Origin of the sequence: Effusibacillus dendaii (genome assembly GCF_015097055.1) — a bacterium.
GTDB lineage: Bacteria > Bacillota > Bacilli > Tumebacillales > Effusibacillaceae > Effusibacillus > Effusibacillus dendaii.
Genome location: NZ_AP023366.1, coordinates 2,392,015 through 2,417,357, shown reverse-complemented (window position 1 = coordinate 2,417,357; position 25,343 = coordinate 2,392,015). Strand labels below are relative to the sequence as shown.

Annotated in this window: 29 protein-coding genes and 3 pseudogenes; 11 read left to right on the top strand and 21 right to left on the bottom strand. The window is 47.5% G+C overall.

Translation table 11 applies throughout. The features are described 5' to 3' along the window. Window positions 1-20: 20 nt before the first annotated feature. Window positions 21-230 (bottom strand): spore coat protein, encoded by a 210-nt coding sequence (locus tag skT53_RS13115; RefSeq protein WP_200757683.1) that lies wholly within the window; start codon window positions 228-230, stop codon window positions 21-23. A 213-nt stretch (window positions 231-443) separates the two neighbouring features. Continuing rightward, entirely contained in the window at window positions 444-749 is a 306-nt protein-coding gene (locus skT53_RS13110) for a hypothetical protein (RefSeq protein ID WP_200757681.1), read from the bottom strand. A 193-nt stretch (window positions 750-942) separates the two neighbouring features. On the opposite strand from skT53_RS13110, the gene skT53_RS13105 reads away from it, so the two are divergent. The 5 genes from skT53_RS13105 to skT53_RS13085 all read left to right on the top strand — a co-directional run bounded on the left by skT53_RS13105 (window position 943) and on the right by skT53_RS13085 (window position 4,924). Continuing rightward, window positions 943-1,716: an SDR family oxidoreductase gene (locus skT53_RS13105; protein ID WP_200757679.1), complete on the top strand. Its 774-nt coding sequence runs from the start codon at window positions 943-945 to the stop codon at window positions 1,714-1,716. 140 nt (window positions 1,717-1,856) lie between these two features. Further along, on the top strand, window positions 1,857-2,798 hold the full coding sequence (locus skT53_RS13100; protein WP_200757677.1) for an MFS transporter: 942 nt from the start codon (window positions 1,857-1,859) through the stop codon (window positions 2,796-2,798). 189 nt (window positions 2,799-2,987) lie between these two features. Further along, window positions 2,988-3,440, top strand: coding sequence for a MarR family winged helix-turn-helix transcriptional regulator (locus tag skT53_RS13095; RefSeq protein WP_226375215.1), 453 nt, complete (start codon window positions 2,988-2,990; stop codon window positions 3,438-3,440). Then, a complete protein-coding gene (locus tag skT53_RS13090; protein ID WP_226375214.1) occupies window positions 3,437-4,000 on the top strand; it encodes an ABC transporter ATP-binding protein in 564 nt (187 codons plus the stop codon). The genes skT53_RS13095 and skT53_RS13090 overlap by 4 nt, the downstream gene beginning before the upstream one ends. A 105-nt stretch (window positions 4,001-4,105) precedes the next feature. Then, window positions 4,106-4,924 (top strand): ABC transporter permease, encoded by an 819-nt coding sequence (locus skT53_RS13085; protein ID WP_200757675.1) that lies wholly within the window; start codon window positions 4,106-4,108, stop codon window positions 4,922-4,924. A 33-nt stretch (window positions 4,925-4,957) separates the two neighbouring features. On the opposite strand, the gene skT53_RS13080 is transcribed toward skT53_RS13085, so the two are convergent. The 6 genes from skT53_RS13080 to skT53_RS13055 form a co-directional block, all read right to left on the bottom strand. After that, a complete protein-coding gene (locus skT53_RS13080; RefSeq protein WP_200757673.1) occupies window positions 4,958-5,350 on the bottom strand; it encodes a VOC family protein in 393 nt (130 codons plus the stop codon). A gap of 20 nt (window positions 5,351-5,370) precedes the next feature. Further along, a complete protein-coding gene (locus skT53_RS13075) occupies window positions 5,371-5,997 on the bottom strand; it encodes a fumarylacetoacetate hydrolase family protein (protein ID WP_200757671.1) in 627 nt (208 codons plus the stop codon). Window positions 5,998-5,999: 2 nt separating this feature from the next. Then, entirely contained in the window at window positions 6,000-6,896 is an 897-nt protein-coding gene (locus tag skT53_RS13070) for a dihydrodipicolinate synthase family protein (RefSeq protein WP_200757669.1), read from the bottom strand. Between the two features lie 10 nt (window positions 6,897-6,906). Continuing rightward, a complete protein-coding gene (locus tag skT53_RS13065) occupies window positions 6,907-8,892 on the bottom strand; it encodes a TRAP transporter permease (RefSeq protein WP_200757667.1) in 1,986 nt (661 codons plus the stop codon). Between the two features lie 66 nt (window positions 8,893-8,958). Continuing rightward, a complete protein-coding gene (locus skT53_RS13060) occupies window positions 8,959-9,969 on the bottom strand; it encodes a TAXI family TRAP transporter solute-binding subunit (protein ID WP_200757665.1) in 1,011 nt (336 codons plus the stop codon). A 154-nt stretch (window positions 9,970-10,123) separates the two neighbouring features. After that, complete coding sequence (locus tag skT53_RS13055; RefSeq protein WP_200757663.1) at window positions 10,124-11,005, bottom strand: fumarylacetoacetate hydrolase family protein; 882 nt, start codon at window positions 11,003-11,005, stop codon at window positions 10,124-10,126. Between the two features lie 723 nt (window positions 11,006-11,728). On the opposite strand from skT53_RS13055, the gene skT53_RS13050 reads away from it, so the two are divergent. Further along, the gene (locus tag skT53_RS13050) at window positions 11,729-12,427 is read left to right on the top strand and encodes a sigma factor-like helix-turn-helix DNA-binding protein (RefSeq protein WP_226375213.1); all 699 of its coding nucleotides are present in this window, start codon (window positions 11,729-11,731) and stop codon (window positions 12,425-12,427) included. Between the two features lie 61 nt (window positions 12,428-12,488). On the opposite strand, the gene skT53_RS13045 is transcribed toward skT53_RS13050, so the two are convergent. From skT53_RS13045 to skT53_RS13030, 4 genes and pseudogenes are all read right to left on the bottom strand, one after another. After that, entirely contained in the window at window positions 12,489-12,689 is a 201-nt protein-coding gene (locus tag skT53_RS13045) for a cold-shock protein (RefSeq protein WP_144940456.1), read from the bottom strand. A 241-nt stretch (window positions 12,690-12,930) separates the two neighbouring features. Next, window positions 12,931-13,768: pseudogene (locus tag skT53_RS13040) on the bottom strand (ABC transporter permease); the annotation flags it as partial. Between the two features lie 89 nt (window positions 13,769-13,857). Then, window positions 13,858-14,583, bottom strand: coding sequence for an ABC transporter ATP-binding protein (locus skT53_RS13035; RefSeq protein WP_318978519.1), 726 nt, complete (start codon window positions 14,581-14,583; stop codon window positions 13,858-13,860). A gap of 1 nt (window position 14,584) precedes the next feature. After that, window positions 14,585-15,499, bottom strand: coding sequence for an HlyD family secretion protein (locus tag skT53_RS13030; RefSeq protein ID WP_264175968.1), 915 nt, complete (start codon window positions 15,497-15,499; stop codon window positions 14,585-14,587). A 246-nt stretch (window positions 15,500-15,745) separates the two neighbouring features. On the opposite strand from skT53_RS13030, the gene skT53_RS13025 reads away from it, so the two are divergent. Both skT53_RS13025 and skT53_RS13020 read left to right on the top strand, forming a co-directional pair. Further along, window positions 15,746-16,765 (top strand): NADH:flavin oxidoreductase/NADH oxidase, encoded by a 1,020-nt coding sequence (locus tag skT53_RS13025; protein ID WP_200757655.1) that lies wholly within the window; start codon window positions 15,746-15,748, stop codon window positions 16,763-16,765. 23 nt (window positions 16,766-16,788) lie between these two features. After that, entirely contained in the window at window positions 16,789-17,463 is a 675-nt protein-coding gene (locus skT53_RS13020) for a type 1 glutamine amidotransferase domain-containing protein (RefSeq protein WP_200757653.1), read from the top strand. An 80-nt stretch (window positions 17,464-17,543) separates the two neighbouring features. Here skT53_RS13020 and skT53_RS13015 read toward each other — a convergent pair whose 3' ends face one another. Next, entirely contained in the window at window positions 17,544-17,879 is a 336-nt protein-coding gene (locus skT53_RS13015; protein WP_200757651.1) for a hypothetical protein, read from the bottom strand. 166 nt (window positions 17,880-18,045) lie between these two features. Between skT53_RS13015 and skT53_RS13010 the strand changes: the two genes are divergently transcribed. Beyond that, window positions 18,046-18,225, top strand: coding sequence for a small acid-soluble spore protein H (locus skT53_RS13010; RefSeq protein WP_200760983.1), 180 nt, complete (start codon window positions 18,046-18,048; stop codon window positions 18,223-18,225). Between the two features lie 17 nt (window positions 18,226-18,242). On the opposite strand, the pseudogene skT53_RS13005 reads toward skT53_RS13010, so the two are convergent. Further along, window positions 18,243-18,862, bottom strand: a pseudogene (locus skT53_RS13005) (MFS transporter); the annotation flags it as partial. A gap of 31 nt (window positions 18,863-18,893) precedes the next feature. Here skT53_RS13005 and skT53_RS13000 point away from each other — a divergent pair. Then, the gene (locus skT53_RS13000; RefSeq protein WP_200757649.1) at window positions 18,894-19,085 is read left to right on the top strand and encodes a hypothetical protein; all 192 of its coding nucleotides are present in this window, start codon (window positions 18,894-18,896) and stop codon (window positions 19,083-19,085) included. A 187-nt stretch (window positions 19,086-19,272) separates the two neighbouring features. Here the strand turns inward: skT53_RS13000 and skT53_RS12995 are convergent, their stop codons facing one another. The 5 genes from skT53_RS12995 to skT53_RS12975 form a co-directional block, all read right to left on the bottom strand. Further along, window positions 19,273-19,647 (bottom strand): acetate and sugar kinases/Hsc70/actin family protein, encoded by a 375-nt coding sequence (locus skT53_RS12995; protein WP_200757648.1) that lies wholly within the window; start codon window positions 19,645-19,647, stop codon window positions 19,273-19,275. 253 nt (window positions 19,648-19,900) lie between these two features. Beyond that, window positions 19,901-20,470 carry a CBO0543 family protein gene (locus skT53_RS12990; protein WP_200757646.1) on the bottom strand — a complete coding sequence of 190 codons (570 nt, stop codon included), beginning with the start codon at window positions 20,468-20,470 and terminating at the stop codon, window positions 19,901-19,903. 795 nt (window positions 20,471-21,265) lie between these two features. Next, window positions 21,266-21,499: a hypothetical protein gene (locus skT53_RS12985; protein ID WP_200757644.1), complete on the bottom strand. Its 234-nt coding sequence runs from the start codon at window positions 21,497-21,499 to the stop codon at window positions 21,266-21,268. A 672-nt stretch (window positions 21,500-22,171) separates the two neighbouring features. Then, the gene (gene rlmH / locus skT53_RS12980) at window positions 22,172-22,651 is read right to left on the bottom strand and encodes a 23S rRNA (pseudouridine(1915)-N(3))-methyltransferase RlmH (RefSeq protein WP_200757642.1); all 480 of its coding nucleotides are present in this window, start codon (window positions 22,649-22,651) and stop codon (window positions 22,172-22,174) included. A gap of 92 nt (window positions 22,652-22,743) precedes the next feature. Beyond that, window positions 22,744-22,920, bottom strand: coding sequence for a CxxH/CxxC protein (locus skT53_RS12975; protein ID WP_200757640.1), 177 nt, complete (start codon window positions 22,918-22,920; stop codon window positions 22,744-22,746). A gap of 112 nt (window positions 22,921-23,032) precedes the next feature. Here skT53_RS12975 and skT53_RS12970 point away from each other — a divergent pair, with 112 nt between their 5' ends. Then, entirely contained in the window at window positions 23,033-23,389 is a 357-nt protein-coding gene (locus skT53_RS12970) for a hypothetical protein (protein ID WP_200757638.1), read from the top strand. A gap of 146 nt (window positions 23,390-23,535) precedes the next feature. Here skT53_RS12970 and skT53_RS12965 read toward each other — a convergent pair. Both skT53_RS12965 and skT53_RS12960 read right to left on the bottom strand, forming a co-directional pair. Beyond that, window positions 23,536-23,817, bottom strand: a pseudogene (locus skT53_RS12965) (transposase); the annotation flags it as partial. A gap of 307 nt (window positions 23,818-24,124) precedes the next feature. Next, entirely contained in the window at window positions 24,125-25,285 is a 1,161-nt protein-coding gene (locus skT53_RS12960) for a S1C family serine protease (protein WP_200757636.1), read from the bottom strand. Between the last annotated feature and the right edge of the window lie 58 nt (window positions 25,286-25,343).

Here is a 25,343-nt window from a genome sequence, read left to right as displayed (position 1 = left end):
CGTTTTTCACCTCCATCCAATTATTGTATTTGAGCGGCTCTTGATAAAAGATCTTGCAGGTCGCTAATGGCTCTGGTGGATTGTTCCACATCTTTCTGCATGATGGCTTTCAGTTCTTCATCGGTAACTAACGCTTGCATCGTTTTCGATTTGGTCATGCAGACGGTTTTAAAATTGAGAATTTCGTGCATTTCCAGCGTTTCATGTAATGCCAACCCTTGCGTTGCCATGTTTTTACCACCTCCCGTTTGTATCTTCCCCGTGAGAGATAGGTTTATGCTGGACAAATGAAAAGCTGCAAAAAGAGGATACAACCGCATCAAGTAACGGTTGCATCCTCTGTCGGTCATGATTCGAATGGAATTACTGCAACAGACTGCCCACTTGTTGTTCGTCCTGCAGCACTTCCCCTTTCAACGAAAGAATCTGCTGCTCGTCCTGAATCAACTTATCGAGCACGTTAGAAAGGTCCGCTTCGTTCTTCTGTTTTCGATCTGCAGCCGCTTCTTGTCGCAGGGATTTTTGTCTTGTTCGAGCTGTTTGATTTGACTCCAAAGAGCCTTTTTCTGCTCGCGGATCGGTTTGATTTGATCAAGCAGCGGCTTATTTGCCTGGCGCGCCTGTTTGATTTTCGCCAAATCATCCTGAATCGGAGCCAGTTGTGCTTTCACCTGATCCTGCAGCGAATGCGCTGCCCGATCCAACAATAGCGATTGTTCCCACAGTTGCAAGTACGAGTTCCACTTCATGTTCAACACCTCTTTGTGATTTGTTGTCTGCCCCACAAGTTGAATGTACCAGGTGATTGTGGAATATTTATGGAATGAGTACGGAATTTTTTTCACAATTAAAAGGATTCTGTACACGAACCTAGAATTCTGTCATAGATTCCAACAAACAGCTGGAACGTAAACGATTTTGTGAAACGGATGGGGTGATCAAATGAATGTATTGGACTTGTTTCGATTAGACGGAAAAGTCGCACTGATCACAGGTGGCGGACGCGGATTAGGGCAACAGATTGCGGAAGCATATGTGGAAGCGGGCGCCAGCGTGATACTTTGTTCACGGCGGGTGGAGAACTGCGAACAGGTAAAAGCTGAATTGGAGGCAAAAGGCGGCAAGGCGCTGGCCCTTGGATTGGATGTAACGGATCCGGATTCAATTGCGAAAGCGGTAGAAAGCGCATTGAAAGAATTTGGCCGAATCGATATTCTCGTCAACAACTCGGGCGCCACCTGGGGAGCTCCTGCGTTAGAAATGCCGTTTGACGCCTGGCAGAAAGTTATACAGACAAATCTGACCGGAACGTTTCTGATGTCACAGGCGGTAGGTCGTCACATGAAAGAAGCAGGCGGCGGTAAAATCGTCAACATCGCGTCTGTGGCCGGTCTGCGCGGAAGCGATCCGGAAGCTATGGATACGGTCGGTTATAACGCCAGCAAAGGCGGAGTTATAATTCTAACCAAAGATTTAGCAGTCAAATGGGCTCGTTACAACATTTATGTAAACGCCATCGCACCCGGCATGTTCCCGACCAAAATGACGAAAGCTACATTGGAAAAGGGAATGGACCGTGTGATCGAAAGAACACCGTTAAGGAAAGTCGGCGGTGATCGCGATCTGCAGGGGGCGGCACTTTATTTCGCTTCTGCTGCATCCGATTTTACGACCGGTCAAGTATTGGCTGTGGATGGAGGGTCAACAGCCAGATAACATTTTTCTAAAACGGCTTCTCTTAAAAGCGGGCAGGTGTCTCCCGAATCCCGAACGGGGGGCAGTCGCCTTTTTTCTTTTTTGGCAGTTCCAATTGACAAGATGTATTGGGGTAAAATGACAAGGAAGGAAGCACACACATGAGAGTTCTTGCACATCATTCCAGTGCATCCGACCGGCTTTATCCCTGGCTGCTGCTGTCCGTTACCAGTTTAGGGGTGATACTGACAGCTCTTCACAACGGTACACTGAATGTAGCTCTTCCGGAGGTAGCGCAGCATTTTCATGCAACTGCCGTAACTGCCAGTTGGATTCTGCTCTCCTATATGTTGTTCAGCACGATTTTAATTCTGGTATTCGGACGTCTTGCTGACATTTATGGGCACCGCAATTTATATTTGACCGGGTTTGTCGGCTTCACCGTCGTCAGTTTCTTAATCGGATTTTCACCGAATGTTTGGGTCTTGATTGGACTACGCGCCTTGCAGGCGGCAGGTGGTGCGCTCATCATCAGCAACACGACTGCCTTGATCACAGATGCGTTTCCGGAACGTTTGTTGGGAACCGGATTGGGCATCAACGTATTGATCAGTTCGATCGGACAATTGCTCGGGCCCTCCATCGGAGGTTGGCTGGCTGCTTCCTTCGGTTGGCAGTGGGTGTTCTGGTTTAATGTGCCGGTTGGAGTGACCGGCGTCATTTGGGGGATTGTTACGCTGCGGCCTGTCCCTCAAAGATCACATACCGAAAAAGTGGACTTACGGGGAATTGCGGTGGTCTTCCTGCTGCTTGGCGGACTCATCCTTGCCTTCTCGGAAGAAGGCGTTTTGGGATGGAACAGTTGGCCTGTCATCCTGGGGTTTGTCCTGTTTTGCGTATTTACTCCCTGTTTTATTTGGGTCGAATGGCATGCGAAAGACCCCTTGATCGATTTTGGTTTGTTCCGAGACCGTGCTTATGCGATGGCAAATTTGACCGCATTTTTAAATTCTCTGGCCCGCGCCTCCGTCGTTCTGCTGATTGCATTGTTTTTTCAAAGGAGCAAATCGCGAACCTTCAACCGAACGATATTGGCCTTGTGATCAACGGCTACCATATGGCGTTTACGGTCATGTTGATCACTACGCTATTCGCATTAGCCGCTTCTTTCCTGCGCAGTCCATCTGAACGTACCGGCAGATGATGGCCGGTTTGATTTTTAAATTTGTGATAGACTGAAACTGTCATTTATGTAGTTTCGCTATATAATATATATAAGAGGAGTGATTCTGTTGCCCGATAAGAACACAGAGCCGCTTGAACAATTTTTGATCAGCTTGCAATCGGTCAACCGCTATTTGCGGTCCGGAATGCTCGACGGACAGGAATCTTTCCCCATCACTCGTGTTCAATGGCTGATCCTTCGCCATATCTGGCGCAGCCGGAAACGTACAATCGGCGAGTTGGCCTCCCACTTGAACGTCCGTTCGAGTACGATGTCCCAAATGATCGACCGTCTCGAAAAAAGCGGTCTTGTTTACCGTTCGACAGACACCGCCGATACACGCATCAAAATTATACGGTTAACCGACAAAGGAAACGAAACGATTCGTCATGTGGAATCGATGTGGCTTTCCGCTCTGGTGGAGCCATTTGAAAAACTCAGCAGGGAAGAGCGGACCCATTTGGTGCAGCTCATGCGTAAACTGTCAGACGCAATTCCGAAGCGGGGTGAAAATCAATGAGTGAAATCGCCATACGTGTAAAGAATCTATATAAAACATTCGGTGAAATTCCGGCCGTTCAGGATGTCAATTTTGAGGTGGGACGGGGTACATGTTTTGGTCTGCTGGGCCCGAACGGAGCCGGCAAATCCACCACAATAAAAATGATGACTACTTTGCTGCCCGTTCAACAAGGGGAAATCGAAATCGCTGGCTATTCCTTAACCCAAAATCCCTTTCGGATCCGTGAAATGATCGGCTACGTCCCCCAGGCGCTGTCAGTGGACGGCAATTTGACCGGTTATGAGAATCTGCTGATTTTCGCAAAATTGTACGGACTCAGCAAAAAGGAAAGGGCCGAACGGATTCCGGAAACCCTGCAAATGCTCCATTTGGACGATGTAGCGGAGCGACCTGTCAAAACGTACTCCGGTGGTATGATTCGCCGCCTTGAGATTGGGCAGGAGATTCTTCACCGCCCGCAGGTTCTGTTTCTTGATGAACCGACTGTCGGTCTCGACCCGGTCGCCCGAAAAGCAGTTTGGAATCACATTGAGCAGCTTCGGTCCGATTCCGAATGACCGTGCTTTTGACCACTCATTACATGGAAGAAGCGGAGATGCTTTGCTCCAAAATTTTCGCTCATTTTGCCGGTGATTTTGAACAGCAGCAAGGGGGATTGAGGGATGTTACACGCAGCCGTAAAACCGCTAGAAGACTCGGATAATATGAAAAATTCGTTCCTGCTTTATTGGACCCGTGTATTCACGATTGTCGAACTGGAAGCAAGGAAATTGCGGCAAGACCCGACGGAGCTGCTGATGCGGGGCGTCCAGCCGGCCCTTTGGCTGTTGATTTTTGGTCAGGCGTTTAGCCGTATCCGCGGCATTCCGACAGACGGAATCAGCTATATGGCCTTCCTGACACCGGGTATTTTGGCTCAATCAATCACGTTTATCTCGATTTTCTTTGGCATTGCGATTATATGGGAAAAAGATATGGGGCTGCTGCAGAAAGTCTTGACAACACCGATTCGAATTTCTTCTCTCGTGCTCGGCAAAATGTTTTCCGCTTCGCTCCGATCGATAAGTCAGTTGATCGTGATTATACTGCTGGCCTTGCTGCTGGGAGTACGGCTTCATTGGGGGATCGGCAACATTTTGGGGGTTTGTTTCTCAGTTATCGTGGGGGCCTCTTTCTTCTCCGGGCTCTCGATGGTTTTGGCTTCGCTCATGCGAACACGCGAACGGATGATGGGAATTGGGCAGCTGATTACGATGCCCCTGTTCTTTTCCTCCAACGCCTTGTATCCGTTGTCGATTATGCCTGCCTGGCTGAAAGTGGTGGCCATGATGAATCCGATGAGTTATCTGGTCGACAGCTTGCGGATTTTGCTGGTTGGAACCGTTTCCAGCCAACTGTTATTGGATTGGGGAGTTCTGATAGGCGCTTGCGGACTGATACTCTTTTTGAATACGCGTTTGTTCAAACGAATTACCAATTAATGAAAAAGGGGCCGTTCGGCCCCGCATACAGGATCATCTGCGTGCCGGTTCCACAAGCTGCAGCAGCTCTTTGTCCGGCCCGTTAAAAAAAGCCGTTTTTGCCCCATCAATCGCAATATTCGGCGTTTCCGTATGAAATTGAATTCCTTTCTTTCGAAAATAGGACATCGCTTCTTCCATATCATCGACCGTAAATGCCAGATGATTGACAATACCTTTTTCTCCATACGGTCCTTGCGGTACAAGGTCACGAATCAATTCAATTTCAAAGCCGGGTTGTTCCGCATGATGCAAGAACGCCATTTCCCGTGTCTTGCTTTCGCCTCTGGCCCGCAATTGGTACCCGAACAGTTCCGAATAAAAGGCAATCGAACGATCCATGTCGGTAACGATCAATGCGATATGCTCCGCCTTGCGAATTACCATACCCCAACTCCGCCTTTCCCTTACACCAGTTTGACCCGGCAGGAACCGATCACCTCATCGCCCCAAAGCAGTTCCAGCAAGTCGCCGTCCGCCACAGGTCCAACTCCCGCCGGCGTGCCGGTATAAATCAAATCTCCCACGCCAAGACCGAAATGAACCGATGCAAAATCAACAATCGTTTGCAAGTCGAACAGCATGTCACGGATATTGCCGCGCTGCACCTGTTCCCCATTTTTGCGCAATGAGAAATCAATCGTTTTGCAAACATCCTCACCAGGAAACGGCCGGAATTCGGTAATCACAGCTGAATTCGGGAATCCTTTCGCCAGCAGCCACGGATGGCCCTTTTTCTTCAACTCGCTTTGTACATCCCGCAGGGTAAAATCGATGCCCAACGCCATCCGGTCGACAAGTTCCGCCACCTTCATCCCCGGTTGGTGGGGTTTTCCAATATGAACGACAAACTCCGTTTCAAAATGCACTTCTCCCCGATCACCCGGCAACCGGATTTCCTGGCCATTTGCCTGCACCAGCGCGTGAGTCGGTTTGGAAAAGAGAAACGGACTTTTCGGCACTTCATTCCCCAATTCTTCGGCATGCAACCGATAGTTTCTTCCTACGCAATAAATATTACGAATCATATCCAATTCTATTTCCTCCCCAATCCCAGAAACTGCATCAGTTCTTCCAGTTCTTCCAATGTTCTTTGATCGACACCGGGGGCGGGCGGGCGGACATAGGCCGATTGAATCGCACCTCTCAGCTTGTAAATCTGCTTGCGAATCGCCATGCCTCCCACACCCAACTGTGCCTCAAAGCGGATCAACGGCAGATAACGATTGAAATATTCACGGGCCGCCTGCTTATCGCCCGATTGGAAAAGACGGTATACTTCCACCAAAATTTCCGGATACGCGAACCCGGTCATAATTCCAACAGCCCCGCGATCCAATTCCTCATAAAAATACATGCCGCCCAAACCGCCGAACAATCCAAACTTTCCATTCGATTCCTCAAGAATGCGGCTGATCTTAACAGTTGTCGGCGCCTCTTCCAACTTCACGTAACGGGCCGTACCGATTTCCTTCGCCACCCGGCCAAAAAACGGCGGCGGCAAAATGACACCTGTCGTCGTCGGTTCGTCCTGCACCACCAACGGAAGATCGGTTGCCTTCGCTACGTGGCGGTAATGATCGAGCACCAAATCGAGATTTTTCAGATTGGTCGGTGGTGCCAGCATAATGGCATCGGCGCCCGCTTTGGCCGCTTGCTTGGCAAAATGCACAGACTGGTGTGTCCCCGTTGCCGAACACCCTACGATAACCGGCACTCGGCCATTCACCTGCTGAATGACAGTCTCGGTGACCAATTGCCGTTCCGCTTCCGTCAATTTGTTTGCTTCTCCCATTATGCCAAGAATCGTGATGCCGTGTACAGCCGATTTTAAATAAAATTCGGTCAGACGACGCAGGCTGTCCGTATCCACCTCTCCTGACTCCGTAAACGGCGTCAACGAAATGACCGATATACCTTGTATCTCTTTCATGGGGTCCCCCTTACTGAGCCATTTGACTGTTATTCGGAAGATTATTGTTTGTTTTTTGCGACATTTTCTGCCACACCACAACAGCAATCAACAGTATTCCACCCATAATATCAGTTGTCAGACCGGGCGTGATCAGAAGAATGGCTGCCACAAACATAGCGATACGCTGAATCAGATTTGTTTTTCCGAACATCCAGTTCTGCAGCCCCACACTCAGACAGACTACACCCAATGTTGCAGTAAGAGCTGCCCAGATCATCTCTAAATAATTATGTCCTTCCAATAAAAGAATGGGATTGTACACATAAAAATACGGAATGATAAACCCGGCCAACGCCAGACGACAAGCGGTAAGCGCCACATTAAACGGTTTCGCGCGGGCAATACCGGCTGCCGTAAATGCGGCCAGCGCCACCGGTGGTGTAATTTCCGCAAGCGCCCCGTAATAAAACACGAACATATGGGCCGCAAGCGGAATCACGTTAAAGTTGTGCGACAAAATCGGGGCCGCTACTGTGGCCACAATGATATACATGGGAGTGGTGGGAACCCCCATGCCCATGACCAGACAGGTGATCATTGTCAGGAACATGGTCAGGATCAGACTGTTGCCGCCGAGACTAATAATGCTGTTGCCAACAACCAAACCTAACGAAGAAAGGGAGATCGAACCGATAACCACACCTACGATCGCACAGGCAATTCCAACGGAAATAGCACCTCGGGCCCCCATCTCCAACGCATTCAAAATTCCTTTCAAACCGATCGCCGTTCGTTTTCGAAGGAAACTGATAATCACAGCGGAGAAAATCCCCCATACCGCTGCATACAGCGGAGTCACACCGCTGACCAATAAATAGACGAGAATCACCACAGGGATGATCAGATGACCGCCATCGACAATTACCTTTTTCAAATTCGGAAGTTCGTTACGGGATAACCCTTTTAACCCGTTCTTTTTCGCTTCCAGATGGATAATCACCCAGCATGCAAAGTAATACAGAAAAGCAGGTATGATAGCTGCCATCATCACCCGGCTGTACGGGATATTCAGAAACTCTGCCATAATGAATGCGGCCGCTCCCATAATGGGAGGCATGATCTGACCGCCAGTTGAGGCAACCGCTTCTACCGCACCGGCAAAATGGGGGCGATAACCGTATTTTTTCATCAACGGAATCGTAAAAGAACCAATCGATGCGGCGTTTGCGACCGAACTTCCTGTAATCATGCCCATGAATCCAGACGCAATGACTGCCACCTTGGCAGGTCCACCAGGTGTGCCCCCTGCCAGAGAAAGCGCAAAGTCATTGATAAACTGCGTCATTTTGGTGGCATTTAAAACGGCCCCAAACAGCACAAACAGGAAGATGTAAGTGGCCGATACACCGAGTGGAATACCGAAAATCCCCTCCGGCGTAAAGTACAGATGTTCAATGATACGCTCCAAACTGAACTCCCGGTGCCCAAACGTACCCGGGATATAGTGGCCAAACAGGATATAGATCAGGAACACAAAGGCGATCGTAGTCAATCCCATTCCCAGTACGCGGCGTGCCGCTTCGAACAATACAATAATTCCAATCGCGCCGATCGCGTAGTCGGCCGTATCGAGCAGCCCGCCTCCCAGGTTGATTTGATCAATCCGAAAGAATAGATACAAGGGAGGCACCGCTCCCAGAATCATAAACAGAAAATCGAAGACTGTCGGCATTTTGCGGCCACTTGTTTTTCTTCCGGAGGGATAAAGCAGAAATACAAGAACGGTTAAGAAAAACAGGTGGATGGAGCGCTGCTTTATAGATTCCAACAAACCGAATCCAGCCGTATACAGTTGGAAAACGCTCATCGCAATCGCAATCACCGTAATGACCATAGCCATCGGTCCAGCATATTTGCGGAACCTTGATTCATGGTCCACCTCTTCCAAAAGCTTATCAATATCTACGGCATCCTGCTGCGTCTGATTATCACGTTCATTTCGTATATCTTGCATATTCGTCCTCCGTTCTTGAAAAAAAGATAGACACGAAGTCTATCTTTTTTTGTTACATTTCCTCTTTTACTTGCCGTCTACATTTAGCCCGATTTCTTTGAAGTATTTTTTCGAACCTTCATGCAAAGGCACATTCATCCCGGTGAGAGCGTTATCTTTCGTCAAGTCCTTCAGAGCTTTGTGTGTCTCAATCAGAGTAGGCAGGTTTTCGAACATCGTCTTGGTGAGATTGTAAACAAAATCGGTTGGTAAATCCGCACGCACCACCAGCAAATTGGTCACTGCCACTGTGTTCACGTCTTCATCCTGGCCTTTATAGGTTCCTTTCGGAATCGTATAGGGGACGAAGTAAGGATTGTCTTTAACAAGTTTATCTATCATATCCTTATCAATCGAAAGCAGTTTCACAGGAATGCTTGAGGCAACGTCAAGCGTCGCGGCCAGCGGGGTTCCGCCTGTCATCGAAATCAGGTCTACCTGTCCGTTTTTCAGCGCTTCCGCCGATTCGTTAAATCCGATAAAATCGGCTTTTACATCTTGCCGCTTCACATAATCCAATCCGTAAGCTTCCAGAATTTTACGGGTATTTACCTCCGAAGAAGAGCCGTGGCTTCCCGGGATAATCCGTTTCCCTTTGATGTCTTTCAGTGAATTGATTCCGGAGTCCGCTTTTACAATAATATGGACTACATTCGGATAAAGGCTTGTCAATCCCCGGATATTATCGATTTTCTTGCCGTCAAACATCTCGGTTCCCTTAACCGCATAGTCTGCGATGCCGCTCTCTACGAAAGCAATCTCTGCCTCCTTTTTGGCAAACATTTGCAAGTTGGCCACGCCGCCAGCTGAGGTTTGAGCGACCGCCTGCACATTATTCTTGGTCGTCCAAAGTTTCGCCAGCGCATTTCCTACCGGATAGTACACGCCACCGGTCGTTGCCGTCGCAATCGTAATACGGTCAGGCGTCTTGGCAGTTGGAGCAGCCCCGTCTTTGGCTGTCGGCGTACTCGAACCGCATCCTACTACCGCTGTCAATGCCAGCGCAGCAGCCGTAACTAGCGCAAATGCTTTTTTCATGTTTTGTCCCCCTTCTCTTTGTATGCGCTTTCACAATCCGACCCATTTGCCTTTTCTTTTTTTGACCCCGATTGTTTTTGTAAGCAGGGTCAATTGATTAAATTATATAAATTGACTTTTTAGATCGTCAACATCAAATATTCAGAATTATATATTAACGGCTTGCCTTTAAGTCTTTGACCGGATTGATTAACCTTTCAAACCCGTCGATCTGACACTCCACCACATCACCGTCTCTAATGACGACGGCGCCCGGCGTCCCCGTCGAAATGATGTCTCCCGGCAAAAGCGGCATCACCTGCGAATGAAACGCCACCAGAAACCAGGGACGGAAGGTCATATTCAAAACTGTATTTTTGCGGTGAACCTGTCCGTTGATCACTGTGGCCACTTCCAGTTTTAAAACGTCCGGCACCTCATCGAGGGTCACCAAGTGTGGACCGAAACTGAAAAATGTGTCAAAACTTTTGGAGCGCGTCAGGTATCTCGGATTTTTTTGCAGTATGTCTTCCGCTGTCATATCGATAATGGTTGTGAATCCCGCTACATAATCGGGTGCTTCTTCCTCCAAAACGTTCTTGCAGGTTTTCCCGATGATAATGCCCAACTCCGCCTCAGCCGTAGTCCGGTCCGATTGAGTTGGAATCAGGATGGTGTCCTGCGGACCGATGATTGTCGTATCCGGTTTCATAAAAGACGCCGGTTCGGTGGAAGGTGCTTTTTCATGCAGATCGCTGGCATGCTCCACGTAATTGAGACCAATACCCCATATTTTTCGGGGATGTCGATATAAAGGACCGTATGAAACTTTTGACAGTTCAAGCGCTTCTGCTTGCATGGATAACAACTCGGATTCTCCGCCTTTCGTAAACCAATCGACTATGTGTCCAAGCTGGCCTGCCCCAATCAGTTGAAATAAATCGGTCGACCACCTCTTCCCCAATCGATCATTGATTTGTTGAATCGGAAACACGCCAAACGTTGTAACGACTGCAGCCTCTTCTTTCCCGCCATTTTGTATCGCAGCCAAACGCACCGTTTCTTCCCCCTTTAAATTCGTGAAATAATCAATAAGTTTATGTTCGATTCAGGCCCCAATATTCCTCCCCCTCCTCCCATTCTATACACTTGCAGATGAGGATTTTCCACACCGTCCGGACATCCGTACAAGCAGCAGCCATGATCATGGGCCGAACGCAAACTGTCACAAATCAATCCCCTGACTCGTCATGGGAGTAAAGTTGACGAAAGGCGTGATTACAATGAATCGAACAACTGGTCGGGGGCGGGTATGCGGGGCTTCATGCAATCGAATCCCTTCGTAAAGAATTCGCCGACAGCAAAGATCAGGTGCGACTGATTTTACTGGATAAACAGCCGTATCATTTTAAGAAAGTGCTATTGGTCAATGCTTTTGCCCGGGATACAGAATTCAAATTCCGTTCACCGCGTTTGATTGGGACCACGTTGAACTGATACAAGGCTCACTGACGGAGGTTCAACCGGATCAAAGCCGCATCGGATATTTAGACCCGGCTGGACAAATACAGACGTTAGAATTTGATCGTCTGATTCTTGCGCTTGGCAGTATAGTACGAGAACCCGAAACGAGCTGTGCCGGTTTCGTTCTGAAAGATGCGGCAGGAATTGAGTCGCTGCGAGACGAAATTCAAAAACAGACTGGCCCATTTCAAGCAGCTTAGACAACAACCAGACATTTCCCGCCTCCATTTGTATATGGGCACTCGGAACAGAACCGGTGCCTGGATTATCTAAAATCGGCGAAAAAGAAACGAGAGCTGTATGTAGGTCCTTGGCTGCCGGAACCGATTTTATCAGATTCTCTCTCGGAAGATCCGCAGCAAACCCTGCTCGGGGACGAAACGGTCTCCTTTGCCTTTTGACCTTGCTGCAGCAATTGAATCCTGTAGAACGAGCCGTACTTCTTTTGCGAGAAGTGTTTGCCTTCGAATATGCGGAGATTGGGGAGATGATTGGCAAAGGGGAGACCAATTGCCGAAAAATTCACAGCCGTGCCAAATCGAAACTGCACCCTGACGAACAGATACCGCTCCATGAACCGGAACAATCGGAAAAATACGTTCAATCGTTTCTAAAAGCAGCCCACACTGGGCAATTTCACGAGTTTGTCAATCTGCTTGCAGAAGATGCAGTATTGTACTCAGACGGCGGCGGCAAGGTGCGTTCGGCTGTACGCCCGATCCATAGCCGCAACCATATTGCACAATTTATTACTGGACTTTACCAAAAAACGGCTGCTTTATCCGCATCCGTTCAAATCGATCGCATTCCCATAAATGGCGAATCGGGTGCCGTGATTACTGTTGACGGGCAACCTTTCACAATTGTTGCTTTTCAGATTCAGGAAAGCCGCATCCAATCCTTGTATCTCATGCGAAACCCTGGAAAAACTGCAGCGTACGGTATCCCGCTTTAACAGGGGATAGCCAATCAAAAAAACTGCCCAGCACAGGGCAGCTTTTTTGTTCATCGTTACCTTACAGTTTTACTACGTTTTCTGCTTGCGGTCCGCGGTTTCCTTGCACAACGTTGAATTGAACGCGCTGTCCTTCATCCAACGATTTGAATCCTTCGCCCGTGATAGCCGAGAAGTGAACAAATACGTCACTGCCGCCTTCCACTTCGATAAATCCGAATCCTTTTTCCGCGTTAAACCATTTTACTGTTCCTGTTTGCATCTTGTAAAACCTCCAACAAAATTTTTAATATGTTTCTTTTGACGGGTCAAAAAAATTCACATATTAGAAAGAGCATCAACCAGACTGAAGTGATAACCCTTTCTAATATGTGAATTATGAACTCCATCTATTTGGCTGATTTTCATTATATCGTTTATACAGGTGAAATGCAAGCCGTTTTCGGATATAACATAAAAAGACCGTCGGCGAGTTTCATCGTACCGTCGGTCTTAGGACAAAATCATTCAAATCGCAACGCATCTATCGGTTTTAATTGGGCTGCTTTGCGAGCCGGATACACTCCAAAAATGACCCCAACAAGCATGGAAGAGAAAAATGCGTACAGGATCCGCGTCAAACTGACCGTAGTAGTCATACCCGTTATTTTGCTAACTAGGGTTGCCGCGCCAACGCCCATCAGAATTCCAATAACCCCCCCCCAATAAGCTAAGAGTTATGGATTCGATCAAAAACTGCTGAAGAATATCCCCTCGTGTAGCTTCTATTGCTTTCCGTATACCAATTTCACGCGTACGCTCGGTAACGGAAACAAGCATGATATTCATAATTCCAATGCCTCCGACGACGAGAGAAATGGCAGCGATTTCGGATAACAGGTTCGTCATCACATTCGTTACGCCTTGTGCGGTACTAAGAATTTGCGATTGCGAACTAATCTGGAAATCGTCCTGATCTCTTGGAGACAGATGGTGCTGCACGCGAAGGGTTTGTTGAATGTCAAATTGCGCCTGATCCATGAGATCAGATGTTTTGGCTGATACATAAATGGTTCTTACTTTCGTCTGGTCAAACAGCCGATTCATCGCCGTGGTAATAGGAATCATAATTCTGTCGTCATTATTCGTAGCCCCATTACTGCCTTGGCTTTGCAATATGCCTATAACCGTAAACGGAATTTGGTTAATCTGCATGGTTTGACCGATCGGATTTGCGTCCGTACCGAATAAATTGTTGATCACTGCTGTGCCTACCACAGCAACATTTGCCTGCCCCTGAACTTCAAACCGGTTAAAAAACCTTCCCCATTGTACGCCCACATTGCGGACCTGCAGATAATCTTCCGTTGCTCCCTCAATTAGGGTCGTATAGCCTTGATTCTTCCACGCTTGTATGCTTCGCAGAGATATGCGAAGGCTTTCCAAAAAACTCATGAAATCACTTCCTCTTCCAGTTTCGCCATTCTTCTTTGCGAAACTACCTCATTTGAAATGACTTCCCCATCCCGAAAACGTACAATCCGTTTGGCATATTCCGCAATATCCGGTTCGTGCGTGACCAAAATGACCGTTTTCCCCGCATCGTTTAATTGCTGAAAGATGCTCATAATCTCTATGCTTGTTTTTGTATCCAACGCGCCTGTCGGCTCATCCGCCAGCAGAATGACCGGATTGTTTACTAAAGCCCGGGCGATCGATACACGTTGTTGCTGTCCGCCCGACAACTCATTCGGTTTATTGTTCAAATGCTCACCCAGCCCGACACCTTCCAGAGCCCGGACGGCTTTCTTCCTTCGCTCTTTGGCGGATATTCCGGCATACAGCAAAGGAAGTTCCACATTTTCCACTGCACTCGTGCGGGGCAGCAAATTGACATTTTGAAAGACAAAACCGATTTTCCGGTTGCGAATGATAGCCCGTTCATCACCATGCGCCATGGATATCGGGTACCCATCCAAATAAAACTCTCCAGAAGAAGGTTTATCCAAACCCCCGATCATATTCATCATGGTTGACTTGCCCGATCCGGAGGACCCCATAATCGCTACAAAATCGCCTTCTTCAATATTCAAATTCACTCCCCTGAGCGCGTGAATTTCCTGGTCGCCAATCTGGTACGTTTTTCTCATGTTCTCAATTCGAACCATCTTTGCCATTCTAATCTTTCAAAGCAGCAGCCGGCACATAAAGAACATTTTTATGGGTGCCGACATCTATCGTCACATTGACGGTCATGCCAGATTTCAATAAGCCCTCTTTGTTATCAACAGTAAGAAGGACTTTATAGGTTGTTACGCTCGATGTGGTGGTTCCTTCGGGATACACCAACTTTACGGTTCCGTTAAATGTTTTATCGGAATATGCGTTGGTAGTAAATGTGGCATTCATGCCCGGTTGAATTTTTCCAATATCACTCTGGCTGATTTGCGCCATAACCTCCAAATTTCCGGAATCCGAATCGTCCATCACCATAAATGGATTATTTGATGGGATTTCCCCTACATCCCCGTTCACTTGGGTAATGACTCCATCCATTGGCGCTTTCAGCGATAATTTGTCTAAAGCGATTTGCTGCTGTTGCAATTGGGTTTGCGCTTGTGCGACGGCAGCTTGCGCGGCTTGAACGGTGGCGGACTTCGGTGGCGCCTTGGTCTGATTCAATTGGGCCACCGCCGAATCGTAAGACGCTTGCGCTTGATCCAGACTGTTCTTGGCTTGATCAAGATCAGATTTTGAAACAGCTCCCGAGGCGTAGAGGTTTTTCTGAATGTTATACGTATTCTTGGCTGCATCCAGTTCTACTTTGGCTTTGTCCACATTCGCTTGTTGAACGGCGATTTCGTCCGGCGTCGAGCCTTGTGTGGCCTCATCCAGATGAGCTTGCTCGGCGGCAAGGTTTGCTTCCGCATTCTTAACCTGTGTTTTGGCAGTCGAATCATCTAATGTTGCCAGCACTTGACCGGCCTTTACATGATCACCCACCTTTACGTTTATAGCGGTTATTTCCCCGCCTGATCCTGAAAAATTCAGGGATACCTGTTTAGCGGCCTGAACGGTCCCGGAAGCAGTCACCGTTTCTGTGACATCTCCCCTCTTGACAGTCACCAACTGCATGGCGGAAGAGACAGTTGGTTTGGAATTGATTTTTTGATAGGCATATATCCCTGTTCCACTGCATATGTGATTCTCCCTACATTTTTCATATGGATTCTAGTCTAAAATTACCGGTGTATCGATTCTATTGAAATGCTCTCTGCATAAAAAAGACCCTGAACCACCATAATTTAGGGTGATTAACAATAGAAAGGAGATGTATGTATGCCCACTTTATTAGATTCATTTCAGTTGAAAGATTTACAACTGAAAAATCGTATTGTCATGTCCCCCATGTGCCAGTATTCCGTTAAGGCGAAAGACGGCAAGCCAAACGACTGGCATTTCAGCCATTATACGAGCCGCGCAATTGGCGGAGCGGGCCTGATTATCATGGAGATGACAGATGTAGAACCTGATGGCAGAATTACCGATTATGATCTGGGGATTTGGTCGGATGAGCATATACCCGCTTTTGCACGGATCATTAAGGCCTGCCAAAGTTACGGTGCAAAAGTCGCCATCCAAATTGCCCATGCGGGCCGAAAAGCGGAAGACGCGGATCAACCTGTGTCCTGTTCCCCCATTCCATTTTCGGAACAATTTAAGACTCCCCGGGAATTAACGACACAAGAAGTGCAAGACATAGTAGGCAAGTTTGAGGCCGCTTTTAAACGGGCGGTCGAGGCGGGTGTCAATGCAATTGAAATTCATGCTGCACACGGCTATTTGATACATCAGTTTCAATCCCCGTTAACCAACCGGAGAAAAGATATCTATGGCGAAGAAAAAAGCCGCTTTGGCGCAGAAGTGATTCAAGCGGCCCGCCGTGCTATGCCCGAATCGATGCCCTTGATCATGAGAATATCGGCGGTTGAGTATAACGAGGGTGGTTATGATCTGGAGTATGCCCTTACGCTCGCTAAACGTTACAAAGAAGCGGGTGTTGACATTTTCCACGTATCATCCGGTGGAGAAGGACCGATTGGTCCCAGCCATGCAGGGCCCGGTTATCAAGTTCACTTGGCGCAAGCCATCAAAGAATCCCTCAACATTCCGGTGATCGCCGTCGGGAGACTGGAAGATCCTCATTTAGCGGATCAAGTAGTCCGTGAAGGTAAAGCAGATCTTGTTGCTGTGGGCAGAGGAATGCTCCGCAATCCGTTTTGGGCCAATGATGCATCTTTAGCACTCGGCGGAAAGCCCCTGACTCCAGAACCATTACAGGCAGCCTATAGCATATAACCATAACCAAGGAGGTATTTATTATGTCCGACACAAAACGCATTCTGATGGTAGTAACCAATCACACCACAATCACCGACGATCACAAAACCGGACTTTGGCTGGAAGAGTTTGCCGTACCTTATAATGTTTTTAAAGAAAAAGGATACCGTGTAAAAGTGACCAGCATTCTGGGCGGCGAGGTGTCACTGGACCCAAACAGCATTCCGGCGGAAAAGAATGCGGAATGGGCAGCTGCAGAAGAAGAACTAAAAAACACCGCGAAATTGAGCAAGGAGGATGCAACAGGATTTGATGCAGTTTTCCTGCCGGGAGGACATGGCACCATGTTTGATTTCCCCGATAGTGAAACCTTGCAGTATGTGTTACAGCAGCATGCGGAAGATGGCAAAGTGATCGGCGCTGTTTGCCATGGACCAGCCGGTCTGGTAAATGTAACGTACAAGGACGGTACGCCGCTGGTTAAAGGCAAAACCATCACTTCCTTCACAGATAGTGAAGAACGGGAAGTGAAGTTGGATATGCATATGCCGTTTTTGCTTGAATCGAAACTTCGTGAAAAAGGTGGCAAATTCGTCTCCGGTGAGAATTGGGCAGACTTCTCGGTGCGTGACGGGAATTTGGTGACGGGGCAAAATCCGGCATCGAGCAAAAGCACCGCCCAAAAAGTTGTGGAAGCGTTGGAGAATCAAGCGTAACTTATTCAAAATAGTACAGGGGCTGTCCAAAGTCATGCGAATGACTGAGAGACAGCCCCTTGTGACTCAAGAAGAAGCGGTTAGCGGGTAATGCGACTTCTCATTTCCTGCAGACGGTTCCACTGTTTTTGCAAAAGGTTGATCCGTTCGCCGAACGGAATGGTGTCCCAATGTTCATATAAATGGCGATTAGCCAATTCATACCGTTCCAGCGTGTTCAGAAACAATTCGTTTTCATTATCTGTTTTTTCTTCGTGGTACGCCCGCTGTGCGATTTGTTCCAGCCGATTTTGCTGTTTTTCTAAGATCATGTCAATCTCGCGATCATTTAAGTAATTCCACACGTTCAGTAGCGCCTCGTTAGCCAGTTCATAACTTTCCAATGTTCGTTCCAATACTTTTTCATTGTTGTCCATCCATATTCCCCCCTTTGAAATGGGCAATTTGTGATCAGGCCATGCTGTTAGAATGTATTGCGCTTTTTCAAGTTATACCTGTATGTCACACCCATTTCCGCTGCCGAATACGAATCTTGTGATATGGGTATCATTTACTGTAGTTGATTTCAAGGAGGGCATCGTAATGAACACACAAAGAGCTAAAGAGATCGCGGCTTCACCTGTTATGGCCAATGTTACTTATAATGGGGTTCCCATCTATATCCAACAAGTGGATGAAAAAAATGAAACGGCGCGGATTTATCCCCTCGGCCAAACAGAAAATGAACAAGAAGTGCCTGTAGACAGCTTACTTGAACATTGAACTTGGCCGCCGTATGAGGAGCGTACAGCACAGGATGGCGCCAACGTCCCTGCTGACTTTCCTTGATTTGCATAGCTAATGAAAATCCGGCAGTGGTTACGATCCCGACACTTGATACGACCACGAACAGGGGTGGCAAGATGGCAAACAGTCCTGCCCCGACGAGCAATTTGGTCTCGTCAATTCGCCCTGCAAGTCTACCGGTCACTTGGCTGGCGATAATAATGCCGAGCCCGTGAATGGCGAACAGCAAGCTGAACATCTGCGGAGAAACACCGTAGATGTCCTGAAGAACAAACGGTGAACCGGATATATACGCAAACATAGCGGCAACCACAAGCCCTTGTGAGAACGCATATCCCATAAAGACACGATCCGTAACAAGATTGCGAACCGTGGCCAGTGTGTTTTTGATGCCGCCCTTAGAACGGCTTTGAATCGGCAGTGTCTCGGGCAAGCCAAAAAGGACAGCAAGCAACATGACTACGCCGATCATACTCAGTACAATGAATACCCCCTGCCAAGAGGTTAGCCGCAATAGCTGCCCGCCTGCAATCGGGGCAAGAATCGGAGCCACACCATTGACCAGCATCAAAAGTGAAAAAAATCTCGTCAATTCTGTACCTGAATAGAGGTCCGGCCGCCACCTCGCCCTTGTGTTTCAGTGGGTGATCGAGCAGAAGAAAGGTTCCACCCGCATTGCGGAATTGGCTGTATTCCTGTACATCAAAGCAAATGGGCAGACCGAGTTCCGCGTCGAGTTTCTCGATCCAAGGCTGCAACACAATCGCCCCGCCTCCAATAAACCAGAATTCGTTGGCATAGCGGACATGCTTCGACGCGTTACGGGCGTATTTTAGCGCCTTCTCTGCCAGAATGCGCATATGTCGATTCACGAGGTGGGTCATGTCAAACACACTCCAGGTTTGAAAAATGCGATATCCAAATCAATGCCGCCCGTTATTTTCGCAGCAAATTCGGAACGAAATTTTGCAAACTCGCTGATAGGCACCCCCGTCCCCAGCCGGACTTCGGCCTTAATACGTTTCACCCCGTGCCTGATGGCTTCCTCATGTTTTCTTGCGACAGCATATGCCGCCCCTGTAAGGGGTGTAACCATCGTCTCGGGTCGTTGCGCCTTTTTTGCGCTGCTTTGTCCCCAACAATCTCATGAACGACACCTTCGTCGCCAATGGCCAGATTCCCAACGTAGACATGGCGGTACTGATCGCTCTCGATCGCCGGTGATGTAATATGTACGTCCAGAAAATCAAGGGGGTCTCCCTGTTCAGTCAGAAGGATGCGTTCTCCAACAGGTTGTGCCACTACATTGGGGAAAATAAACGTGTGGTCCGGATCGTCAAAGATACCTTTGATATGACTGCTGCCGTTATCAATGGACAGAGCGACTTTAGAATTCAAAAATACGCGTTAAATCTTGATAGTGAAATTTTAAAGTTTGAAGTTTAGCTGGCGAACTTTAATTTTAAACTTTACAGTTTGACATGTGAACTTAGGGATTTGGATCGGATTTTTCGTGACTTCCATCTCACCCGCTGAGAAATTTGTCGTTACTTGTAGCACGATGATCTACAGTTTTATGTAAAAACAAAGCGACTATCCGTGACGGAGTCGCTTTTTAGGTGCTGCCTGTCCGCAGCAGCTATAAGTTTGTTTATTTCGTACTTTTCTGGAGGTGCACGAAAGCAGTAGTGATCCATTTGGACAATAACATGATAACCAGATACCCAAGGAAAAGGTTAAAATAATTCATCCCCTTGTGCATTTGAAATAAATCAAGAGCTACCATTACGGGTTTAAGTACAAATGCAAAAAAGAGGCAAAGACCTGTCAAATATAGATAATAGTTTTTATTATGGTTTAATGTCCATTGATACACCAACATAAAAACAACCGGCACTAAAGATGCATCTAAAGCGAAACTTATAGGTAAAAACGGGATTGCTCTATACGGGTAATTCCACAGCCCGTACCATACCCCAAAAGTATCGATATAATTAAACCAAACATGAACATTGAACCCAAAAAAACCTATATGAAATGCTTTCTTCCGGTCAATTAAAAAATACAAAACAATTAAAGGTAAAACGAGTATAATCACATTCACCCAAAATTGCCATGTTCCCACATGTGAAAAGTGTTTCCAATAGTCCATCCACGCATTTGTAAGATCGTTTTGAATATGGTTTAATCTGTCCAAATATTGTTGTTGTTCGGTTGTCAATTTCATTCTCCTTTGTTTTTTATATTGCCCAATTGTTTTTAAATGCTGGAATCCCTTATGGTTTACTTCATATTATTGCCAATCATATTGTTTTTACACGCTTTACTCCACACAGAACAACCTCAGTCCAGTCGATACGGAACCAAGGTTCTTAGAAAGTATTCCTTTTCACTGCCCCGTCTACCCATAACATCCGATCGACAGACACAAATGGCTGAAATCTATTGCTCCGTGGAGTATAAAAGCCCGCTCCTTTCCCCTCCAGCTCGTGTAAAAAACATTTCCTTTATTGTCCGCGTGCATCCCATCGGTGGCTGTACCTTTGCTGCCGATCACTTGAACGGCCCTGTCGCGTCAATTTCGTATCCCAGCACAGATTGGAGTACTTCCACGTTTCCTGGCTGATTCCATTCCCAACTCGGAAAACCTTCCAACAGCGGATTTCCGTTTTTTATTACAATACGGTTGGCTTCAAATTCCTGCTTCATCCTTGCGTCAGGAAAATTCCAGTTTAAATGGTTCCATGGAACACGATATGATAACGGCCGATTTTACCGGGTTTCTGTTGGGTAAAGGGCTGTTGATAAGGGGGCTTTGGGTAGGGGGACAGGTAAGGGATGCTGTAAGTAGGGATATGGTCTCCTGTTATTATTCAGGCAACACCCCATCTTTCTCTCTGGGGAGAACCGAAATGGAATACCCGCATATCTTGTATTCTATATCGAAGGATATGGAGGTGAAATTCGTGAAGCCTTCCTTAAAAATGTCTCGCAAACGATCTGCAGCACACATTCGTCAATTCGTCGTGTTCCGATTCCCCAGGATTGCTCCGGGCGAATCCGTCGTCACGGAGTCTTTCCGACTCAGAAACATCGTAAATACCGGTGAAGTGATTGTTTCCCAGCGCCCCGCATCCAGCAGTACCGCAACTCCTGTCGTCAGGTACCAGATTGTGGATGCTGCAACTGGCCGTCCGATCACTAACAGTGTGACGGTGACAGGAACCCGTACGGCTGTGCTCCCTTTCATTGTTCCTGCAGGCACCGACAGACTTCAAATCAGAAACGTAGGAGCAGGTTCGGTAACAGTACAGGGCGTTATCTTGGTTTTTTAACGAAACTGTGACTTCCCATACAAATAACTGATTATTCCGTTAATCATCACGTGTGCCCGTTGACGCACACATTTTTTTCCTGATTTATGATTTTCCCCACTCAAATTTGGCCGTAAATCTCTCCCCATAAATACCTAATTCATTACTCCTGAAAAAGTCGATATTTGAGGGAATGTGTTCTCTCGCGACTTTCCCGGAGTGTTTGTTTTCCTAAATTATTCCTTATTTCGCTTCCTTTTTGAGTATGATTGCCGCTCTGTTGAGGTTATGTGCCAAAATTCCAAACCCAACCCAGCTTTTTGAGCCAGCAAGGCCCGATACCTGCTGCGGCCCAAGGAGTGCTGACGCGGACTACCCCACGGTCGGTGAGTTCCGTTTCATTCTTTTTGCTGCCGAAACCGCGAAAGGATTTTTGAGGGACAACGTGGAATTCTCTAATTCAAAAGGAATTCTTGCCCCTCGGAACGGAATGTTATATGGACAGTAACAAGTTCCATGTTGAGGCATTGAATTCCTTTTTGTTTTGCTTCAAAAACCTAGACTTATTCAGGGGGAACTAATTATAATTTCAATCCTTTGTTTTACCATCACTTGTGATACGGTCCACCCCTCAAAATCCGAAACGCCCGGTACACCTGCTCCAACAAAATCACCCGCATCATCTGATGCGGGAATGTAAACTTTGAGAATGACAGCTTCAGATTCGCGCGGCTCAACACGGACGCATGCAGCCCGAGCGACCCGCCGATCACAAACACAAATGAACTGTTCCCCTGCCCTGCCAAGCGGTCCATCTGCGCCGCCCACTCCTCCGATGAAAACGTCTGCCCGTCGATCGCCAACGCGATCACATAATCCCGCTCTTTCAACTGCGCCAAAATCCGCCCCGCTTCCTTCTCCCTCACCGCTTCTTCCTGTGCGGCCGAAGCGCTGTCCGGTGTCGGTTCGTCCGCCACTTCGATGATGCGGACTTTTGCGTAGGCAGACAGCCGTTTTTCATATTCGGCCACGGCCTGCAGCCAATACTTTTCTTTCATTTTGCCAACTGCCACGATCGTAAGGTTCATCCTGTCACTCCATCGCGGAATTTGAGTAATGACGAACGGTTCATCCGAAATGCGGAGCTCTGAGTACTCCACGCCAGCAGGTTCCCACTTACCTACTCGACTTCTTTCGTCACAATATACTTGGTTGGCGCCCCGCAGAACTGGCACTTGGAATGCAAGTCATCCGCTACGGACAGTTCTTCGATCAATCGCAGTTCGGGCGGTTCCTCATACGTAAAAATAAATTCATCAATTGCCATATCAATATGTTCCTCGCAAGCAGTGAACATCCGTACACCTCCGTGTTGACGTATTATATCATTCCAACCGTCTGCTTTTCAAAAATGGGTTGAGCAAATCCCGAACCCGATGATACAATACGTATCAAAGGAGGTGAATCGATTGCCTGTAAACGATATGCTTACGAAACTGACCGAAACAATTCACGACTTACTGAACGCCATCCATAATTTGGAGAAAAAGATCAGCAGCTTACAACTTCAACACGAAACTTTCAATTCAGATACCCGGGCTGTCAGACATGACATCGTCGACATCAAGCTGTCGGTGGCCCATATCGAAAGAGAGCAATTGGTGACAAACGCCCGCCTGGACCGTTTGGAGCGCCGATTCCACTCACAACCAGCAGAACTTTCGCTGCGGCTCACACCAATCCAACCAGAAGATGTATATCCCGCAAAACGCGAACGCTCCCTTGATGAAACCCAGAAATCATATCCTACCATAGAAGACCGGTAGCCATTCAACGTCAGAAGGATACTCTATAAAAAGGAGGCTGTCCCAAAAGGTCGGTAAAAACGGATTTCTTGGGAGCAGCCTTTTTCTTTTCTCTTAATTCGTTGGATAAAAATGGGGTTAAGTGGATGTTATGAAGGTTTTTGACTCTATTCTTTACACTTTTTGAGTTTCTTTTGGGTATGTCCTTCCCATTTTTTCAGATTATGGGCAATGCAAATAAGACCCCAATCCGTGGTGTTTTTGGATAGGCCTCTTAGGGAAAAACGGTCAAACCCGCGATTGTATTTGATTTGGCCAAAGACAGGTTCCACGTCTATCTTTCTTTGCTTGTATTTTTCATATTGGAACGTGAGTCGTTTTTGGTTGGCACAAATCCACTCATCTAGCTCCTCGTCATAGGTCATGTTTTCCACACGACCGACCTGTTCCTTGATGTTGATTGGGAATGAGGATTTCAAGATCCATTGGAAGAATTAATGGATCCATGTTATACTAAACATACATAAGAAAACCGTTCCTTTCTTTGGTTAGTTGGTTGTGGTGACTAAATTATACCAAAGAGAACGGTTTTCTTTTTATTTTTTCCAAAAAAGAGGGTGTCCCTAAGCCAGGCTTTTGGGACACCCTCCTGTTAGGAACCACACTTCAACTACGCCCGTACTTTGAATATACCGGCTTTGTTAAACCTGCGATCCGACTATGCGGTTTACCGTACCTGCAAATCAGTTTTGTAAATCAGTTTTGTAATTCTCCCAGTTGAACCTTGACCGTTTGCGGTTTGTTGTCGCGATACAGCGTCATTTGAACCGTATCGCCCGGTTTTTTGCTGAACAGATACTTACGCAGATCGAGGAACGTATTGATTTGCGTGTCATCGATTTTTGCAAGAATGTCACCCGATTTAATGCCTGCCTTGGCAGCCGAACTGCCCGATGCCACATCGCCTACCACTACCCCGTAATTAATCGGCAAGCCCGCTTTATAGGAGGCGGGTATGGAAGCTACCTCGCCTTGGATGCTGACCCCAAGCGCGGGACGTGTCACCTTATGGTTCGTAATCAATTGGTCAATAATCGGTTTCGCTTCGTCGATCGGGATGGCAAATCCCAAACCTTCCACTCCTTGCGTAGCGATTTTGGCCGAGTTGATGCCAACCAACTGGCCTGCAATATTGATTAATGCACCGCCAGAGTTGCCAGGGTTAATGGCAGCGTCTGTTTGCAGCACCGTTTGTTCATAAATCACTTGCCCTTTGCTGTCTTGCAAAGGAATCGTACGGTTTTTGGCAGATATGACGCCAACCGTCACCGTCTGATCAAATTCGCCTAACGGGTTGCCGATCGCAATAGCCGGCTCGCCGGTTTGCAGCGCATTCGAATCGCCAAGTTGAACCGGTTGTATATCTTTCACTTTATCAGCAGGAACCTGCAGGACGGCCAGATCGGTAAATGCATCGACCCCCAGGACTTTCGCCGGAACGTTTTCGTTGTTGATCACGACCTGCACATCGGACGCCCCGTTCACTACGTGATTGTTCGTCACGATATGGCCCTGATTATCGAGCAGAACACCTGACCCTTTACCCGCTTCCTGTTCCGGGCTGCCGAAAAAGCCTCTCACTTTTTGCAGGTTCACAACTGTCAAAACAGCCGGCTTCACCTTGTTAACCGCTTTTACAATATCTGTATTTACCGACACCGGCGTAACAGATACGGGATTGCCACTGTTTGACCAGGTTTGGGTTACCTGCGGCAATTTGATTATATTCGATTTAATTAATTCAGGCACCAAAACCACCGTTGTTCCCGACCCTACCAATGCGGCAATCACAACCGACGCGAGCCAAGAGCCGCTGAATCGGGACTTCGGTTTTTTATCGAAATCGTCAAAGGACATGTGAATCCTCCTTCCAATACCTAGATCTTTAGTATATACAGCCACACAATCCCATTAT

Coding starts and splice junctions, on each gene's coding strand:
- skT53_RS13080 (WP_200757673.1), bottom strand. CDS start 5,350: ATGGTAATTCGCAAGGCGGAGCATATCGCATTGATCGTTACCGACATG.
- skT53_RS13065 (WP_200757667.1), bottom strand. CDS start 8,892: ATGCAAGATATACGAAATGAACGTGATAATCAGACGCAGCAGGATGCC.
- skT53_RS13045 (WP_144940456.1), bottom strand. CDS start 12,689: ATGCAAACAGGAACAGTAAAATGGTTTAACGCGGAAAAAGGATTCGGA.
- skT53_RS13060 (WP_200757665.1), bottom strand. CDS start 9,969: ATGAAAAAAGCATTTGCGCTAGTTACGGCTGCTGCGCTGGCATTGACA.
- skT53_RS13110 (WP_200757681.1), bottom strand. CDS start 749: ATGAAGTGGAACTCGTACTTGCAACTGTGGGAACAATCGCTATTGTTG.
- skT53_RS13010 (WP_200760983.1), top strand. CDS start 18,046: ATGAACACACAAAGAGCTAAAGAGATCGCGGCTTCACCTGTTATGGCC.
- skT53_RS13015 (WP_200757651.1), bottom strand. CDS start 17,879: ATGGACAACAATGAAAAAGTATTGGAACGAACATTGGAAAGTTATGAA.
- skT53_RS12975 (WP_200757640.1), bottom strand. CDS start 22,920: ATGTTCACTGCTTGCGAGGAACATATTGATATGGCAATTGATGAATTT.
- skT53_RS13020 (WP_200757653.1), top strand. CDS start 16,789: ATGTCCGACACAAAACGCATTCTGATGGTAGTAACCAATCACACCACA.
- rlmH (WP_200757642.1), bottom strand. CDS start 22,651: ATGAACCTTACGATCGTGGCAGTTGGCAAAATGAAAGAAAAGTATTGG.
- skT53_RS13035 (WP_318978519.1), bottom strand. CDS start 14,583: ATGGCAAAGATGGTTCGAATTGAGAACATGAGAAAAACGTACCAGATT.
- skT53_RS12960 (WP_200757636.1), bottom strand. CDS start 25,285: ATGTCCTTTGACGATTTCGATAAAAAACCGAAGTCCCGATTCAGCGGC.
- skT53_RS12985 (WP_200757644.1), bottom strand. CDS start 21,499: ATGAAAGGGAGCACAGCCGTACGGGTTCCTGTCACCGTCACACTGTTA.
- skT53_RS13085 (WP_200757675.1), top strand. CDS start 4,106: ATGTTACACGCAGCCGTAAAACCGCTAGAAGACTCGGATAATATGAAA.
- skT53_RS13090 (WP_226375214.1), top strand. CDS start 3,437: ATGAGTGAAATCGCCATACGTGTAAAGAATCTATATAAAACATTCGGT.
- skT53_RS13100 (WP_200757677.1), top strand. CDS start 1,857: ATGAGAGTTCTTGCACATCATTCCAGTGCATCCGACCGGCTTTATCCC.
- skT53_RS13115 (WP_200757683.1), bottom strand. CDS start 230: ATGGCAACGCAAGGGTTGGCATTACATGAAACGCTGGAAATGCACGAA.
- skT53_RS13105 (WP_200757679.1), top strand. CDS start 943: ATGAATGTATTGGACTTGTTTCGATTAGACGGAAAAGTCGCACTGATC.
- skT53_RS13070 (WP_200757669.1), bottom strand. CDS start 6,896: ATGAAAGAGATACAAGGTATATCGGTCATTTCGTTGACGCCGTTTACG.
- skT53_RS13025 (WP_200757655.1), top strand. CDS start 15,746: ATGCCCACTTTATTAGATTCATTTCAGTTGAAAGATTTACAACTGAAA.